Source organism: Pseudoalteromonas sp. Cn5-37 (assembly GCF_021532495.1).
GTDB lineage: Bacteria > Pseudomonadota > Gammaproteobacteria > Enterobacterales > Alteromonadaceae > Pseudoalteromonas > Pseudoalteromonas simplex.
This window is the reverse complement of sequence record NZ_JAKGBA010000015.1, coordinates 26939-45155: the sequence shown is the minus strand read 5'-3', so window position 1 is coordinate 45155 and position 18217 is coordinate 26939. Positions and strand designations below refer to the sequence as shown.

Here is an 18217-nt window from a genome sequence, read left to right as displayed (position 1 = left end):
CAGTAGCGCCAATAAAAAATATAATTTTCCATTCTTTAGTTGTAGAAATTCTAAAAATTCAGTCTATGCTTAATCAACACTCAGGGAGAAGATAATTTGCAATCTAATGAAGTAAATAACAACAAACTGATTGATGATTCCATCATTTTGATAGTCGATGACGAGCCAATCAATGCGACTGTCATTGAAGGCCTACTAGCATCACATTTTAAAACCCACACGATTAATTGTGGTGAAGAAGTGATGTCTGTTTGTGACTCTATTAAACCCGATCTAATATTGTTAGATGTCATGTTAGGGTCTATGAGTGGTCTTGATGTGTGTAAAGAGCTAAAAGCTCACCCTTCTTATAAAGATATTCCGGTTATATTCATCACTGCAATTATGGATCAAGAAGATCAAAACCAATGCTGGCAAGCCGGCGCTGTGGATTTTGTAGCTAAGCCAGTCTATGGTGTAACCCTTCTAAACAGAGTGACTGCACACCTGACATTAAAGAAACAAGCAGATCTTTTAAAACAACAGACACAGCAAGACAGCCTAACGGGATTAAAAAACCGCCGTTCTTTAAATACGACTCTGACGCAAAATCTATTACTTGCGAAACGTCATAGTCAGGCACTATCTGTGCTGATGATCGATATAGACTGGTTTAAACAGTACAACGATCAGCTTGGACATCAACAAGGCGACAACTGCTTAATAAAAGTAGCTACAGAAATCAAAAATAGTATTAACCGACCAACAGACACAACTATTCGCTACGGTGGTGAAGAATTCCTCTGTATTTTACCTGATACCGATATTCAAGGAGCACAGTTTATTGCTCATAAGCTATTGGCCAACATTAAAAATCTAGCTATTAAACACCCAACTACAGAGTCAGGAATAGTCTCGATAAGCGTGGGAAGCGCAACACTGTCAGATGATAAAAATTTTACTCCAGAAAATTTAATCAACAGTGCAGATACAGCGCTATATCAGGCTAAACAACAAGGAAGAAATCGCTGCGTTTGTATTATCGCAACCAGTGAATAATTTAAATTTTTGTAGATTTTTTCAAAATGACATAACTATACAGGCAAATAAAAAATGAACAGTGAGATGTCAGGGAAGCAGCAAACAACAAACTCGAAAAGCGAAAGTTTAGAATTGAACCATTGGAATAAAAAAGCGGCACTTTACCGACTCATGAACAATGAGGTCTTGCTCATTAGAGTAAGCAAAATGTTTTTAGATAGTTCTCATGTCAAATTAGCGTCACTATCTCAGTCCATACAGAACAGAGACTTTAAAACAACTACATCAGCCAGTTATTCACTTAAAGGAGCCTGCGGCGATTTAGGTGCTACAAGATTAGATCAACACCTAAGCGAATTAATTGTATTAATCGCCAATGAGCGTCACCCTTTTGAGGAGATACAATCGAAATTATTTGAAATAAAAAAAGACTACCAAGTATTACTGACAATCTTACAAAAATACACCTCTTGATAAACCACTTAGTTTTAATTTAGCAACCACGTTAGCGTAGCATCAAAAATGCTTGTCTAGGTGAATCTTTGTCTTCAAATTTTCATAAAGTGGGAGTATGTTTATACAAACCACTAAAGGAATGACGCTATGACCGCTAAAACGCTGATTTTCAACTTTGATGGCACAGGCAGTGAGCCTCGTGATGCTGAACAATTCAGCGCCGCACATTTCAAAGAAGACGCCAGTATTTCTAATATTCTTAAACTTCATTTATTGTTTGGCGGCGCACTCAATAGCGAACCCGCAACACCATTTCCAACTCAACTTAGCTTTTATTATCAAGGTATAGGCACCCAAGGTAGTCGCTTTCGACGTTTATTCAATCAAGCCCTTGCGCCAAGAGGTGATGATGTTGCCAGCATTTTAAACCGGGCTATGGGCGACTTTAAAAGCTATTACAATGTAGGCGACAAGGTACTTCTAACTGGTTTTAGCCGCGGTGCTGCTCTTGCTAGGCGCTTTGCCAAATGTTTAGAGCCACTTATCAGTGATGATGTGTACTTATGTGTATTCGATACCGTTGCATCAATAGGCTTTTCGAAAGTAACAAAAGCAACCCGCGGTGCTGAGCATGTCATTTTTGAAAACTACACACTAGCAAGCAATATAAAAGCTGCCCTTCATTGCGTGGCACTTGATGAAAAACGCCGTGCATTTGAACCCACACTTATAAACAGTGCACCGCATGTGCAAGAGATCTGGTTTGCAGGCGCCCATTCTGATGTGGGTGGCGGCTATTATCGTGATGGCTTAGCAGACATTTGTCTGCGCTATGCGATTGAGTGGCTGATTGAACAAACCGTTGCATTAAACTTACTTACCAGCGCGGATATCAATTACAACACTCTGCTCCCAGAAGAGCATCGTAACCTCATTGCACAAGATGATGTAACCGTTACCCCAGATCCGCTGGCTCTTAGTCATCAGCAAAACTATTTTTGGTTTAACCCGTTGTTCAAACTGGTAGATCGCGAATGCTGTGTATTGGTTGATAACGAACAAAGCACGCTCGCACCAACCATTCATTACACAGTAGCAGAGCGCATTAATCGCCTAACGAGCTATCGTCCGGAGTCGTTAAAAAGCCTTCATTACGATGTACTTTATAGCGATGAAACCCGCTTGAAATTTAAAGGCTTAAGCCCACATATTGCGCTTGATAAACAAAATATGACGGTGTTGGGCATAGACGAAAGTAAAGATGTGTTTGTGTATGGCGCTGAAAAGTACAATCACACAGGCTTAATGTTAGAGCAAGGTGGCACGTACCGATTTACGCCTTACCCAGAGCAAACTTGGTATGACGACGGCATTAGTTGCGGACCTGCAGGTTGGCACCGCGACAATATCCAACTTGGGGTGAAAGAAATCCCAATGGCCGTGCTTGAACCGTTTAGACGTTTACCCCACGCACAATGGTTTGCGCTAATTGGTGCTATCGATAACAACGACGATCATTTATTTGAAATTGCTGAGGGTGCTGATATTCGTATTGCTAAATCAGGTGAGTTTTGTCCTTTTGCCAACGACCTAAACCGCTTTTATGGGGCAAATGCGGGGCGCATTAAATTGCGTGTGACTCGTTTAGGATAATTTAGTGATTAGGCTAGCTTAGTGCTTAACATAGCGAGCGATAATCTCGGTTATCGCTTGCTGGTTGTTTATAATTGCTGAGTTTATAGCTGCTCTGTCTTCTGCTAAAAGGGTTGTTTCACTCAGCATAAAATAAACGCTATCATTATTGACAATATACGGATGCAACTCGATCCCCTGCTGGTTATTTTTTTGAATTAAATATAAACCGGCTAATTCATCATCAACAAAAAAATCGACCCGCTTAGCAACCAACATAGCTAGCCGCTGGCGCAAAGAGGGTACAGTAACGAGTAGCTCTTTATACTTTGGTTCTTCTTTTAAATGAGTAAAGTCAGATCCAAAGTAGCTCCCGCTGTTAGTTAAAATAACTTGCTGATGTTCGAGCAAACCTTGCAAGTCTAAAGACTCTAACCGGCCATGAGGATACCAAAACAAGCGCATTACTTCATTTCGGTAAGGCTCTGAAAAGAAACTAAAAGAGTCACGCTCTGTGCTATAACTTGCGGCAGGTAGTAAATCGACTTTACCGTGTTTAAGCTCTGTAAACCCGCGTTTAGATGAAGGCATGACGACGTATGTTGCACAAAACCCTGCCTCATTTAGTACTAAGTTGACCACATCGATATCAATGCCGGTGAGTTCACCGTTTTGCGTAAACACATAAGGCGCCCACTGCTGACTAATTCCCACTTTTAAGGTTTTATCGCAGCTAAATACCGAGTTACTAAATACAAAAACGGTAAGTAAAAACAACGCACTTAACCTCATTTATCCACCTTAGCTTAAATACTTACAGATCATATTATTCAAGTATGGTTGATAATGCCTGAAAGATCAGTGTATGAAATGAGAAACAGAAAGTTAGTAAGTTTTAAGGGGAAAGTTCCGAAATGCGAGGTGGCAGCCCGTAGGACTGGCTTTAGCCGGGAAATGTCTTAAGTTAGCGAGTTTCAAGGGGAAAGAGTAAAGTTAAGAGATTCGAGGTGCGAGATACGAGTCTGTAGCAGAGTTTTTACATCACGCCCTAGCGCCTAAACCCCAGCGCCTATGTTTTCCCCCGTAGGCGTGAAACTTGTTTCGCGCGTCTGAAGATAAGAAATTTGAAAAGGTTTACATGGATTATATTGGGTTTCACTCCGTTCTACCCAACCTACTTCCCCCACAAAAAAGCAGCCATGCGGCTGCTTTAAAGGGAAATCACATTTTAATGATGGGCATTAAATGTGGTTATTACACTTAAAGTGCTTTCCATACTTCCGCGACGCCTGGCTCGTCTCCTTGAGTCCACCATTTCGCTTCGTATTTATTACCTTGGTGAGTGACTTGGTCACCACCGTTGTAGATACCCGCAGCTTGCCACACAACATCACCATTACCGTCGGTTGGTTGTGAGCTAGCTTCCCATGGGCCACCTAAATCAGGGCGGTCACCTTGTGTCCACCATTTAGCTGTGTACTCAACGCCGTTATAAATCACCGTATCACCACCAACATAAGTCGCTGCTGCATCCCATGTGGTTTCACCATCTGGCGGAGTTGTTGTACCAGAATCTGTCACGGTAACATTAAAGCTCACTGCTGTAGCAGTTTGACCATCGCTTACTGAAACCGACACAACATAACTTGTATCTGCATCAACGCTGCCCGCTTGTAAGCTCACATCAGCACCTGAGCCCACTAACGTTAAGCCTGCTGGCACACTCCAGTTGTATGAAAGTGCATCGCCATCAGCATCAGATGCCGAAACCGCCACAGCCACACTCGCGTCTTCTGCCACTGTTTTATCAGTAATTGCTGCAACCACTGGTGCTTGGTTCTCGCCTGTCGTTGGTGCAACTACATTCACTGTAACGTTACGGCTTACACTTGCCTCGCCATCGCTCACACTCACAGCAACCGTGTATTGCGTATCAGCAGTCACTGATGGCGCTGTGATAACTAGGGTATTTGAATTTTCACCGCTTACTGTTAACGCACTGTCAGCTGTCCAGCTAAAGCTTAGCGGATCGTTATCCGCATCTGTTGCTGATGCAGACACAGATACACTTTCGCCAGAGTTAACAGATACTGCGCTTGATACAGATAGAACCGGCGCTCTATTGCTAGGCTCAGTTACTGTGCCACCAAGCGCTTCGTGCATAGCGTTAAGAATATCGCCATTATCAGCGTCAATTTCCCATGCAAACAGACCACCTAGATTATATTGATTAACATAAGCACCTTTTGCCAAAACAGAACGACGGTTATCGTATGTAATTAATTTACCGTTACTGCGGTTCCATACATAAGCGGCTTCGGCTTGTTCGTCATAACCTGTTTCAAACCCATTGATGCCATTTTCTGCAGCGCCCAGCATGTAAGTTTTGATGCCTTTATAATCAATTACACCATCTTCCCATACGCCTTGCGCTGTAGTGCTTTTAAGTTTGCCGTTGCCCGGTGCTGTCATAGGGTTATCAGCGATAGTGGCATTTTCTGGATAAACGCCTTCCCAGCCACGGCCATACATAGCGGCACCTACCACGATTTTCTTCGATGGTACGTTTTGCGCAAGTAGATTTTGCACTGCGTTATCAGTTGTGTAAGCAGGGCCTTTATATGGAACGCCTTCTTCATCGACACCTGTGCCATCACACTGACCAACACGGAAATGCGATGAACAATAAAGCGCAGCCTGATGGCCAGTTACATTACTCCATGCACCATAATAGTCGTAGCTCATTAAGAAAATGTAATCCATATATTGTTGAGCTTGTGAGTAGTCGACATCTTCAATTTTGTCGTAACCCGCACCAATCGCTGATGTTAATTCATACTCACGGCCTGTCTCGGCTTCAAGCTTATCAAGCATCGCTCGCAGCTCTTGCATTAACGCAACGTATGCAGGGCCGTCAGCAACTGGGTCGCCTAAATTTGGATTAGCACCCTGACCACCCGGGTATTCCCAGTCAATATCAACACCGTCGTAGAACTTCCACGTTCTTAAAAACTCTTCCATTGATGCCACAAACGTGTCGCGATTTGCTTTATCGGTAAAATAAGCAAATGGGTCTGATAAAGTCCAACCACCCACTGATGGTAAAATTTTCAGATCAGGGTAACGCTGCTTTAACGCCATTAACTGCGAATACGTACCACGAATTGGGTCATTACTATCAACACCTGGTAGCGCTTTTTGAATCGCAGCCCATGGGTCGTGGATCACCACTTCAAAATCTTGCGAGCCTGCACACGCCGTATTTAGTGCGTTTTTAGGGCCCCCTGTTAACGAGTCATTAGGTCCACAAATTGGAATAAACCCATACAAGATATGACTGAGGTTTTGTGCTGGTATATTGGTTACGTCGAAATCGCGACCATAAATACCCCATTCAACAAAGTAGGCACCGGTTACAAGGCCATCTTTAGTGCCAATATCTTGGTTGTTTGGATCATAATCCATCGGCAATGGCGCTAAGTGACCGCCATCTGTATCGGCAATAACAATTGGCTTACCTTCACTGCGAGCACAGGTGGTACCGCCTTCACATAGTTCTACATATAATGTGTGACGACCTGCTTTATCATACGGGAAGCTAATAACACCACTTTTAGTGCCTGCTGCCAGCGAGCCTTCATTAACCAGCATATCATCGAAATACACTTTGTAGCTGTCGCCGCCGTCACCACTCCATGCGTTCCATTCAATGCTGATAGTGACTTCATCAACGCGGTTCACCAAGCTCTTGTATGAGCCTGTACCTTCAAGATCAACCTCAACAAATGAGTACTCTTGTGGTTCCCAAATAATGGTCGGTGTTGATGGTGCTGCATTTGCTGCACTTGCAAAGAGTGCAACACCAATGGCTGCGCTTAATTGTTTTATATTCATGATTCTCTCTTATCTGTTTTTATATAGCGTTACGCTGTTATTGATAAAGTTTGAACTACAAAACTTTAGATTTCTGTCCATACTTGGCTGGCACCCGGTACATCTCCTTGGGTCCACCACTGCGCTCGGTAGCGCTGTCCTTGATAGGTTACTTCGTCGCCGCCTTGATAGGCTTTGCCGCTGTTCCATTCGATTGATGCACTGCCAGATTCAAGCTGCCATGCATCACTACTGTCTGGTTGTGCGCCTTGGTTCCACCATTTCGCACTGTAAACTCCGCCGTTAAAACTCACTTTATCGCCCGTGTTGTATTGGCTTGTGCTATTCCAAGCAGGCACGCTCGGATCAACAGGATCAGGGTCGACAACAGTGCTATTAAGCACAGTCACGGTAAAACTTACTTGGCTTGTGAGCTCGCCATCTGACACAGATACACTTACGGTGTAACTTGCATCAGCATCCACAGCGGGGGCGTTTAACGTGATGTTGGCATCGCTACCCGTAAAGCTCAGTGGTGCCGGTACATCCCAGCTATAAGTTAAGGTGCTTTGCTGATCATCAAAGGCGTGCAGGTGTATCGCTGTGCTGCTCTCTTCTTCGAATTGAAGGTCATCTGGTTGATGAATAATTGGCGCGGTATTGTCAGGAGCCGCTTGTACGCTTAGTGCAAAGCTGTAGTTTGCATTCGTTGTAAAGACCTGATTAGTCATTAAATCAGACGCATCAAAGGCAATATCTCCGGCGCTATTTTGCACGCCAATATTAACTAAGTGCGCGTAATTAAGGTTTAACAGCGCTGCAAATTCAGCCTGCCAATTAGCTTGATTATCTGCTGTGATCTGCATTTGTTGAGTAAGTAACTCTTGGCCATTTTCATCAAATAACCGAGCTGACACACTACCGCCAACCTCAGCGTCTTGTCCTTGACGAACAAAGTAGCTGATTGCTGTCCAATCGCTTGGCTTTGTTGGGGTCGCATCGCTAACGATATTGATATCGCTACAGTTGTAGAAGCCTTCGCCACCGGCATCATCTCGTTGCCAACGCGTATATAATATGGCATCGCCACTGCGCCCTTGTGGAATAGACACGCTCATTTCATAGTAACGGTCGTTGTTAGCGTCAATGCTAAAATCAAGATTGCCGTACTCTTCAACAAGCTCTAGATCATCCCAAGTAAGCACTTGAGTCGCACTATCAAAGCCCGGTTTTGTTAAATAAAACTGCCAAAAACTCGGGTTATGCGGCGTACTCGCTAAAAAGCGCACTAAAATATCGCCATTTGCATTAGGAATAACCTCACTGCGTTGCCAATGCGCTGAAGGTAAATCCATACCGCGTTTTTCTGGGTCGCCTGCGGCACATAATCGGCCATCAGGTACACTTTGTTTTACTGCTTCAAGGTCTGTGTAGTTAACCGTATTTGCCGAGTATTCAATGTCTTGCACAAACTGCACATGTCCTGCTTCAACAAACGCTGCGCGACAAGCAAGATTAGGGATCCCTGTGCCATCAGCAGGCCACCAGTACCCGCCATCGGCATTACAAAATGCTTGGCGTGCCTTCGGGCTTTCTAAGAATCCGTGGGCATTCACATGGCTTGATGCACAGGCAAGCAGCATGCTGGTTGCCACTGCCGATAAAGACAATGCCTTTGATTTCATTACTTTCATTGTTGTTCTCGCTGTAGAAATGCGGAGCAAAGTCCTTGCTCCGCTTAGTTGGTTAAAGCGTGCAACTCACCGTCCAGTCAGCAGATGTGCCTGGCTCTGTGCTCGTCCACCACTTTGCTTCGTAAATCACGTTGTTGTGATTCATTAGGTCGCCGCCAACAGCATGGCTTGGATTACCAGCCCAATCAGTTTGCGGCCAATTTGGATACACAGGGATACTTGCTACATCAACACCATTACAACTTCCCTCGCCACCCGTATCACCACCGGTGTCACCGCCAGTATCACCACTGCCAGCTGTGCCATCTGGTAGCATTGGGTATTCGTATTTGAAGGCATAGGTTTTGCCATTTTTCTTAATGGTGAAGTTAGTTGGCCCCGTAATTGGCATGTAGTACATAACTTGCGCCTCAACGGTTTCACCTGTGTTAAATGACTTTTCGATACCGCCCCACTCATTCACTAAGGTGATTGAAAAACGATGGAACTCATTTTCAAAGCCGCCGATATTATCGCCAGCCGCATTAGAGCCATTTGCTTCAACAGCCATACCGAGCTTTTCTTGTGCATTCCAATTTGATTTGAAAATTGCCGAGGTAGAAACTGGCACATCAAAGCTGATTTTCGCGCCGCTTAAGTCGATATCTGAGTTATTGGTGAATGCGAATGTAGGTGCGATTGGGTAGTTATCATCACCAATTGGGAAGTCTTTCACTGTAAAGCTTACGTCAACCGCTTCGCTTGGCAGGGTGAAATCGACATTGCCTTGATGAGTATTGTAAGCCACACCACTTTGGTTAAATTTATCGTAAGCAAGTGTGGTTAAGCTTGAGCCCATGAAGTACTCACCTTTCGCTGAGTCATAATCATAGTCACCGGCAAGCTCCCAGAACATGATGCCGCCAAGACCATTGTTGATAACATAATCAACTTTAGTTGCCATTGATTGCTCATCTTCAATTGATAAGAATACCTTTTTCTCTGCATTCCAAAGCCATGGAGCAACCGCTACATCATCGTAAAAACGTGTATAAGTACCCGTTAATACATCATCTGCATCGGTTTCTGGCGTTAGACCATAGATTTCAAGGTAAGAAGGGTTAATGCCATTTTCAAGATTTTTCGCATGCCACAGTGGGTTAGAACCTGCAGGCATTTCTTCACCAACATCGTTCTTATCGTGCCATAGGTTATCAATGCCGAGTGCGCCATTACCGCATTGATTTTTCTCACCAACGCCAGTCCCTTTCGCACATTTTGATTGATCTGGTAGCGCTGCTTGGCCCCATAAACCATTAGTACCACCGGATACATCTTTAAAGCCACGGGTATAATATGGAATACCAATATTGATTCGACCTGCAGAGACCGCACCGCGGAAGTAACGAACAGCCCAATCCGTATTTAAGTAGCCAATACCTTCAAACTCAGCGGTGGTATAAACGCCCCATTGCGCTAATTCAGAATCAAGACCGGTATCAAACAAGGCTGCGTTATGGCCTACATGTGAATTCCATGCACCATGTAAGTCATAAGACATAATGTTAACGTAGTCGAGATACTTCACGCTTTGGAATGTTTCCATGCCACGTAATAAGTAACCTGAAGATGGCGAAGCAATCGTTAGTAAGTAATGTTTACCTGCCTTTTCACCTGCAATATCAAGCTCTTCACGTAGTTTTTGCATCAATACACGATAAGAGGCGTTAAGACCTGCGCGACGAGCATTAGAGATAGGAAAATCATCAGGGTGGCCTGAGTCATTCATTGACGATGGGTATTCGTAATCAATATCGACACCATCAAAACCGTAGGTTTCAATAAACTCAACGGCACTTTTCGCAAAGGCATCAATCCCCGCTTGGTTCACTGAGCCATCGGCATTGGTTGTCATCGTGTAGAAACCACCGCTGTTTACGCGAGTACCGTCTTCACCAAAATAACCACCTGTTTCAGCCCAGCCACCTACAGAGATTAAGGTTTTTACATCTGGGTGTTGTTTTTTGAATTTATTGAGTAAGTTAAAGTGACCTGTGTAACTAAAGCTTGGATCCATTTCAGCGCCTGTAACGCCCGGCCAAGTCATGTTTGTCGCTGGGTTGCCAGCTGCATTTGGATCACCTATCGAGACCTTGTTATTACCATCAACATGCGCAAAGGCATAGTTGATATGGGTGATCTTGTCCCAAGGAATATCGTTAACTAAGTAGCTTGGCTGACCATTGGCACCATTTCGCCAACTCGTAAAATAACCAATAACGCGGCGTGGATGATCTGGGCCCATTTTCTCGCGGCCATTTGCATCATACACGCTACAATATGGGGTATTTACACCCGGCGTTTGGTATAAACCTTGCGGTTTACAATCTGTGCCTGGCTCTGTTGCTTCAACAACATTCACAACTTTGCTTTGTGTATCCGTCGCGCCTTCGTTATCGGTCACCGTTAAGGTAAATGAAAATTGCCCAAGTGCTGGAGCCTGCCACGTGTAACTTGAAGAAGCAGCACTTGCTTGATGAACTTCAGTGCTGTTTTCAGTTAGCGATAACCCAGTCACTTGACCATCGCTATCAGTGCCAGAAAGCGCAAACACCACACTGTCACCCACCGTTACTTGTGACGGCAGTGAGCTAAATTCAATGCTTGCCACCGGTGCTTGGTTGACCGGCTCAACGTCATCAGACACATTCACTGAATGTGCAACCGCTGTAGAGGTTAACCCTAAATCATCCGTTGCGACCGCGCTGATTACATGGCTGCCTTGGGTTGCTTGCCAGCTCGCTGAATAAGGTGCGCTTGTCACAACACTCAGCGAAGTACCATCAACAAAAAACTCTACACTTGCCACACTACCATCAGGATCAGCAGCGATCGCACTTATGACAACGCTGTCACTTATGGTAAATAAAGAACCCTCTGCGGGTGTTAAGCTGCTAATTTGAGGTGCTTTATTTTCATTGACAACGCTGTCACAAACACCCAATAAACGCCACTCTTGATCGACACCAGAAGTCTCCACAGGGTTGGTTTGCGTCCACCATTTGGCTTCATAAGCGCTACCTTGTGCTTGAACCTGATCACCACCAACATGTGTTTGCCCTTGTTGCCACACTTCTAAGTTGCTGCAATCAATCGCAGCCTGTGCTGTAAAGCCGTATAAACCTAGTGACAGCGCACTCAGTTTAAAGGCATTTTTTATTAATTTATGCGAGCTCATTCGCTCCCTCCGCCCAAAGTTTCAATAACATTTATTTTACAAATCCAACTTTAAAGTAACACAAAGCACTGTTACGTCAAGCTTGCATTTACCCACAAAAGGTAAAATAAACACACTTTTTGATGCAAAATTTAAATATAGGCACTAAAAAAGAATTAATTATTTTTATTGAAAAGCAAAAACGAGGATGATTCTACAGAGTAAAAATGAACATGAAATTAACAATATTTTAACCACAAAAGTACGGTTTATCTGGTTTGCGCACAAAATAGTCAGAGGTTATGTGAGGTAAAACAAAAATAATTACCGTATCGATTCTGGGTATATAACGAATAAATTAGTTTTTAGGTAAAAATTTCTATTAAAATTGGGTGAAATTTATTCTTAACACGAATTTTAGTCATAAAAAAAGCAAACACTCAGTGTTTGCTTTTCACAAAAATCCTATTTGATCACAACTTAATTAAGCAGCGATTAAATAGGACTCTCGTCCTGCATGTTTAGCCTTACGTTGATATGCACCTTTACCTTTTTTAGGTTTCTCTACTTTTGCTGTGAACAGCTTAGATGTCACCATTGCGGCGTACACATTGTCGTTGATTACACCACGACCAGTATCAACTTGGCCTTGTGCGCGTTGTTTCTTTTTGCTCATTTTTTACTCCTATTAAACGTGCTGCGAGTATATACCTAGCCTAGCGCTACGCAAGTATTTTTAATAAAAAAACGATGATTTTTTACCCCTTATTTTGTCTTACTCGTTTTGACTAAACACCATTCCTTGTTGTCATTTTACTGACTAAATTCGCTTTTTGATTGCATTCACTACCTAACTACTGGCAAAACTAGCGAAACCAACCATAGTTAATTAAAAACAAACAGGATTACGATGACTGACTTTCTCTTAATCGCCTATATTTTCCTTATTGCAGGCATTATTGCCGTGCCTATTGCCAGCAAACTGGGGTTAGGTTCAGTACTTGGCTACTTACTCGCTGGTATTGTTATTGGGCCAACACTGACATTTTTAAATGTTGATGTGATTGCCATCCAGCATTTTGCTGAATTTGGTGTGGTAATGATGCTGTTCATTGTTGGCTTAGAGCTTGAACCCAAAGCGCTTTGGTCAATGCGAAAACAGCTTATTGGCCTTGGTGGCGGACAGGTGGTTTTATCAGCTGCCGCCTTTACGGGTATTGGTTTAGCATTTGGTCATGCTTGGCAAACAGCACTTACAATAGGCTTAATTTTATCACTTTCATCGACCGCGATTGTGCTGCAAACGCTTTCAGAGCGCGGGCTATTAAAGTCAGATGGTGGTCAAGCCTCATTTAGCGTATTACTTACTCAAGACATAGCCGTTATTCCTATGCTTGCGTTTATTCCCTTGCTTGCTTTACCTGAACTAGCGCCAGCCATTGCAGATACAGCCCATACAAGTGAAGACACTCATGCTAGTTTAAGCTTGGTGGCGGGTCTTGAGAGCTGGCAAGCAGCGCTGGTTACTTTAGGTATGATAGCGCTCGTTGTTTTTGGTGGTAACTACTTAACCGCACCCATTTTTAGATTTGTAGCACAAGCACGGCTTCGCGAATTATTTACTGCAACAGCCCTATTCTTTGTTATTGGTATCGCTTTGATGATGTCGTTAGTAGGCTTATCACCTGCACTTGGTACTTTTTTAGCGGGTGTTGTGCTTGCAAATTCACCTTATAAACACGAACTCGAAAGTAATATCGATCCCTTTAAAGGGCTGTTGCTAGGATTATTCTTTATCACCGTTGGCGCTAGTATCAATTTTCAATTACTCGCAGATAACCTAGCTACCATTGTGCTCTTAACCAGTGCATTGATTGTAACAAAAACAGCTGTACTGCTTATTTTAGGTCGTATTTTTGGTCTTAGAGGCGCCGCACTCTGGTTGCTAGCACTGGGGCTTGCTCAAGCTGGTGAGTTTGGTTTTGTACTACTTGCTTACAGTGTCTCTAATAATGTATTGGCAGACAACATCGCCGACCAACTTTTACTGGTTGTTACTTTATCCATGCTACTTTCACCTGGGTTATATATCCTTTATCAGCGTGTGATAGCACCCCGTTTCATTTGTGAGCAACCAGGAAAAGAAACAGACGAGTTTCCCGATGATAGCCATGTGATCATTGCAGGCTCAGGCAGAATGGGTGGGCTGGTTGACCGTATTTTACAAGCTGGCGGCTATAAAACGACTGTGATTGATTACAACTACAAGCAACTCGAAGCCTTAGAGCGTGTTGGTATTCGTAATTTCTTTGGTGATGCAACTCGACCAGACTTACTCAGTGCTGCAGGCATTGAAGATGCAAAACTGCTGGTTGTTGCGCTTGATGATGCCGAACAAATCACTAAATTAGTTCGTTATGCGATGCAAAATTACCCGCATTTACATGTGGTTGCCCGCGCTGTAGACCGCCATCATGTATACGATTTATGGGCTTACGGTTGTCGAGATATTATTCGCGAAACATACGACAGTACCATGCGTATGGGCCGCTCAGCTTTTGAAGCACTCGGTATTGAGCAAGAGAAAGCCCAAGAGATGGTCGATATTTTCAGTGAGTTCGATAAAGAAATGCTACGCGAAGCCGCCGATGTCTACGAAATCGGCGTGCCATTCGAAGAAAACCATGCCTATATCGAGCGGATCAACAAAATATTCGATGAAAAAGAACCCGAAATAAAACAACAAATGCGCGAGATTTGCGACCGAGTGGTTAATGGTTCGAAATAGCAAAAATATTACAATTATGGAGGAGGTGTTTTCACTTCCTCTTTTTCTTCTCATTAACTTCTCTTTGTGAAAATAATTTTAATCACAGACAACAAAAAGGCGCTTCGCGGTACACAGAGAAAACAAAAACTCTCAAAGAGGCTGCGCATTGAATAGGATAAAACGCGATATGAAATCGCTGCTACAAATTTGATGTCGTTCGTAGGAATGGCTTCAGCTATGAACTCTCAAACACCACACCTTTGTAAAACGACTAGACGTAGGCGTGAAATTTATTTCGCGCGCCATGCAAGCATAACGCCTACGTAGCAGCGGCTTTATGCCGCGACATTGGTGATGGATGCGAATTATAAGGTGCGAGATTAAAATCGCAGCTACAAGTTCGTTTCTCGTAACTTACCTGAATGTGAAGATATTAAATAATGTAATAAGGAGTATTACAGCATGGAAAGGCTTAATAAAAAGGAAAAGCTGCTATCAATTTTGTTCGGATTGGCAGCAATTATTAATTTAACTGTCGGTGTTTATTCGCTTATATTACAAGGCCTAGACTGGTTAGAGTTCATTAGTTGTCTAGCAATTTCACTTATAATTTTAGCGGGTAGCTTAAACCCAAAGCTATTCTTTAAACCGGTAAAAAAATTATTTTCACCACGCTTCACTTTAGAGCCAATAATTAATTCGACTTTCTACTACACAATTATAGTTGCAGGTTGGATTTTGTTATTTGGAAGCATTCTACTAAATAGATTTTGGAGTGCTTAAATGAAGATGAAAACTCAAAAAAGCGAAATAAAACGCGATATGAAATCGCTGCTACAGACTCGCATCTCGTATCTCGTATCTCGAAACTCGCAAACTTTCCCCTTGCAACTCTCTAATTAAAGACAAATGTCGGACACTACAATTAAGCAAAAAAATAGCGCCGTAAGGCGCTATTTAAGTTTCATATCAACTTAGGAATTAAAAACTAAAACTTAATTTTGCGTAGTAGGTCATACCATCAAAACCATAAGGTAGTGCTCGAACAGGGTATTTGAATGCTTTATTCGTTATAAAATCAAGCGCTTCATCTTCACCTAGCTCGTCTGGCGTTACATCAAAGATATTATCAATACCCGCCGATAGCATGAGTTCGTCAGTTAGCTGATAGCCCATGTTAACATCAACTAATACCGCCGATTCTACCGTACTTGTGTCTTTAAATTCACCGGTAGGTGATAACTCATCAGGCAAACCAATGTGGTCATTACCAAAGTATTTAACGTCTGTTTCACCATAGTAGTTAAAGCGTAGCATGCTGTTGAAATCGCCACGATCGTATTCAAACGTTAGCGTTGCACGCTCACCTGGTTGACCGTCTGTTAAGAAACTACGTTGTAAATCATCAAGGGCGATTGATTCAGGAATACCCTCAGGTGCATTTACATCATCAATTTCAGTTTCGTTAATGTTACCCGCGAAGGTTGCTGAGAAATTACCGTCGTATAAATCAGTGCGGTACGAAGCAATAATATCAACCCCTTTAGTGGTTGAATCGACTGAGTTTGAGAAGTAGTTGGCTTGCTGTGCCCCTGTTGCATTAAGCGCAGCCACGGCCTCGGCACTAAATGCCACATCGTCCGCCGACATTAAGCTGCCAAGGGTAATTCTGTCTTTGATCTCTACATGATAAAAATCAACAGTTAATGATAAATCGCTGGTTACGTTATAAACAAAACCTGCACTTAAGTTTTCAGAGCTTTCAAGGCCTAGACTATCAACGCCAAGTGCTGATGGGAAATCAGAGCCCGCAGTTGCTGTGAATGATTGCAATAACACACCACCAGCACCTAGGTTTGTAGTGTAAGCAGTGTACGCACTTTGTTGCAATGATGGCGCTCTAAAGCCAGACGAAATCGCACCACGCACGGCAAAGTCATCGGTAATTTCATAGCGCGTTGCTAGCTTACCAATGATGTCATCACCGGCATCAGAGAAGTATTCATAACGAAGCGCTGTACTTACTTGCCATGCATCCGTGATCAACGTTTCGGCATTCACATAAAATGCATAGCTGTGACGACTCTCTTTATTTGACGCTTCAGGGCGTAAACCGTTATAAGCTTGGAAACCACACTCAGCAAATACGCTGCTGTCGTTTACCGCTGGGAATGAAGTATCTGAATTAGCTAAACCACACGCATAAGACGCTTCTTCGCCCGGCACGATTTCATAATTTTCTTTACGGTATTCGGCTCCCACTGATACATATAAAGGCTCACTGCGGCCAATATCAACAATACCATTCAGGTCTGCATTTACTGTTGTTTGATCAAACCTAAAGCCACCTGAGTAGCCACCATTAGGGCCTGCATTTGCAACAATATCAGCATCGCTTGCATCAGGGTTATTCGCTACATATTCAGCAGCATACGAGGCGTTTAGGGTGTTTTTTGACGTGAAATCATAGCTGTTTTCACCATATACGGCAGATACGTCATAGCTCCAATCTGGATTTAACTCACCGCGTAAACCAAGTGAAAACGAAATATCTTCGGCTTCGTTATCGATGCGAGGTAAAAAGCCATCGCCATATACTTGCACCACGTTCTTCGCTGCTTGGTCAAAGTTACGATAAAAACCATTACCTAGCGCAGTACGGTTTGAGTATCCACCAAATGAGTAAAGCTCAGTCTCACCAAATGGTAACGCCATGTTATAAAACACAGACGTAAACTCACTATCTGCGTTACCTTGCCCCCAACGAACCTCGTCAGACAGCGTACCTGCTGGTACATCAACTGAGCCACCAGTATCACGCTGGGCGCGGTTGGTGCCATCAGCATCACGGTATTCTAAAGAAAAGTTAATGAAGCCGCCTTCATCACCTAAATCAAAACCCCGGTTTAAACCCATTGAAATAGTGTCACCATCGCCTTCACCTGTACTACCCGCTTGCACATAGCCCGTTGTTACACCAGTTGAATCGTTTAACGATAAGTTGATAACACCAGCAATCGCATCTGAGCCATATTGCGCCGCAGCACCATCACGAAGTACTTCAACGCCTTTTAAAGCGGTAAGCGGAATCGCGTTCATATCGGTACCTGCAGCACCGGCACCTACAGTACCATTTAAGCCAAAAATAGATTGGTTATGACGGCGCTTACCATTGATAAGCACTAACGTTTGGTCAGGCTGTAAACCACGAAGAGTCGCTGGTCTAAATAAGTCAGAGCCATCTGACACTTGCGTGCGTGAAAAGTTAAATGAAGGAGCCGTCGCTTGCAGACTTTGGCCGAGCTCAGTAAAACCACCTTTGTTTAGGTCATCAGCATCAATTAAATCAACGGGTGATGTTGATTCGGTAGCCGTACGATTAGCAACCCGTGAGCCTAATACAGAGATTTGTTCGATGTTTTTATCTGCTTTGGCAGCAGGTGCTTGCTCAGCTGCCTGCACTGAAGTCGCAGAAACAGCCACACTGACCGCAACGGCCAGCATACTTAAAGAATGTGTTGTCATGTGTATCCTGTTGATATTCTGGCTTTCCTTAAAACAAAAGACGCCCCTTTT

11 protein-coding genes are annotated in these 18217 nt (G+C 43.4%); 5 read left to right on the top strand and 6 right to left on the bottom strand.

What is annotated here, in order from left to right:
* Positions 1 to 96: 96 nt before the first annotated feature.
* The 3 genes from L1266_RS15445 (at position 97) to L1266_RS15435 (ending at position 3129) form a co-directional block, all read left to right on the top strand.
* A complete protein-coding gene (locus tag L1266_RS15445) occupies positions 97 to 1038 on the top strand; it encodes a GGDEF domain-containing response regulator (RefSeq protein ID WP_054553456.1) in 942 nt (313 codons plus the stop codon).
* A gap of 54 nt (positions 1039 to 1092) precedes the next feature.
* Positions 1093 to 1494 (top strand): Hpt domain-containing protein, encoded by a 402-nt coding sequence (locus tag L1266_RS15440; protein WP_054553455.1) that lies wholly within the window; start codon positions 1093 to 1095, stop codon positions 1492 to 1494.
* A 129-nt stretch (positions 1495 to 1623) separates the two neighbouring features.
* Positions 1624 to 3129: a phospholipase effector Tle1 domain-containing protein gene (locus L1266_RS15435; protein ID WP_235377850.1), complete on the top strand. Its 1506-nt coding sequence runs from the start codon at positions 1624 to 1626 to the stop codon at positions 3127 to 3129.
* Positions 3130 to 3147: 18 nt separating this feature from the next.
* On the opposite strand, the gene L1266_RS15430 is transcribed toward L1266_RS15435, so the two are convergent.
* The 5 genes from L1266_RS15430 to arfA all read right to left on the bottom strand — a co-directional run bounded on the left by L1266_RS15430 (position 3148) and on the right by arfA (position 12547).
* Positions 3148 to 3900, bottom strand: coding sequence for a substrate-binding periplasmic protein (locus tag L1266_RS15430; protein ID WP_235377849.1), 753 nt, complete (start codon positions 3898 to 3900; stop codon positions 3148 to 3150).
* Between the two features lie 468 nt (positions 3901 to 4368).
* A complete protein-coding gene (locus L1266_RS15425; protein WP_235377848.1) occupies positions 4369 to 7002 on the bottom strand; it encodes a glycosyl hydrolase family 18 protein in 2634 nt (877 codons plus the stop codon).
* A gap of 65 nt (positions 7003 to 7067) precedes the next feature.
* Positions 7068 to 8666: a lytic polysaccharide monooxygenase gene (locus L1266_RS15420; RefSeq protein WP_328260551.1), complete on the bottom strand. Its 1599-nt coding sequence runs from the start codon at positions 8664 to 8666 to the stop codon at positions 7068 to 7070.
* Between the two features lie 61 nt (positions 8667 to 8727).
* Positions 8728 to 11892, bottom strand: a complete 3165-nt coding sequence (locus L1266_RS15415; protein ID WP_235377846.1) for a glycosyl hydrolase family 18 protein — start codon at positions 11890 to 11892, stop codon at positions 8728 to 8730.
* A gap of 463 nt (positions 11893 to 12355) precedes the next feature.
* Positions 12356 to 12547 (bottom strand): alternative ribosome rescue factor ArfA, encoded by a 192-nt coding sequence (arfA, locus tag L1266_RS15410; RefSeq protein ID WP_054553449.1) that lies wholly within the window; start codon positions 12545 to 12547, stop codon positions 12356 to 12358.
* Positions 12548 to 12781: 234 nt separating this feature from the next.
* Between arfA and L1266_RS15405 the strand changes: the two genes are divergently transcribed.
* On the top strand, positions 12782 to 14659 hold the full coding sequence (locus L1266_RS15405; RefSeq protein ID WP_054553448.1) for a monovalent cation:proton antiporter-2 (CPA2) family protein: 1878 nt from the start codon (positions 12782 to 12784) through the stop codon (positions 14657 to 14659).
* A gap of 444 nt (positions 14660 to 15103) precedes the next feature.
* Positions 15104 to 15424 carry a hypothetical protein gene (locus L1266_RS15400; RefSeq protein WP_235377845.1) on the top strand — a complete coding sequence of 107 codons (321 nt, stop codon included), beginning with the start codon at positions 15104 to 15106 and terminating at the stop codon, positions 15422 to 15424.
* Positions 15425 to 15622: 198 nt separating this feature from the next.
* Here the strand turns inward: L1266_RS15400 and L1266_RS15395 are convergent, their stop codons facing one another.
* A complete protein-coding gene (locus L1266_RS15395; protein WP_235377844.1) occupies positions 15623 to 18166 on the bottom strand; it encodes a TonB-dependent receptor plug domain-containing protein in 2544 nt (847 codons plus the stop codon).
* Positions 18167 to 18217: the final 51 nt, after the last annotated feature.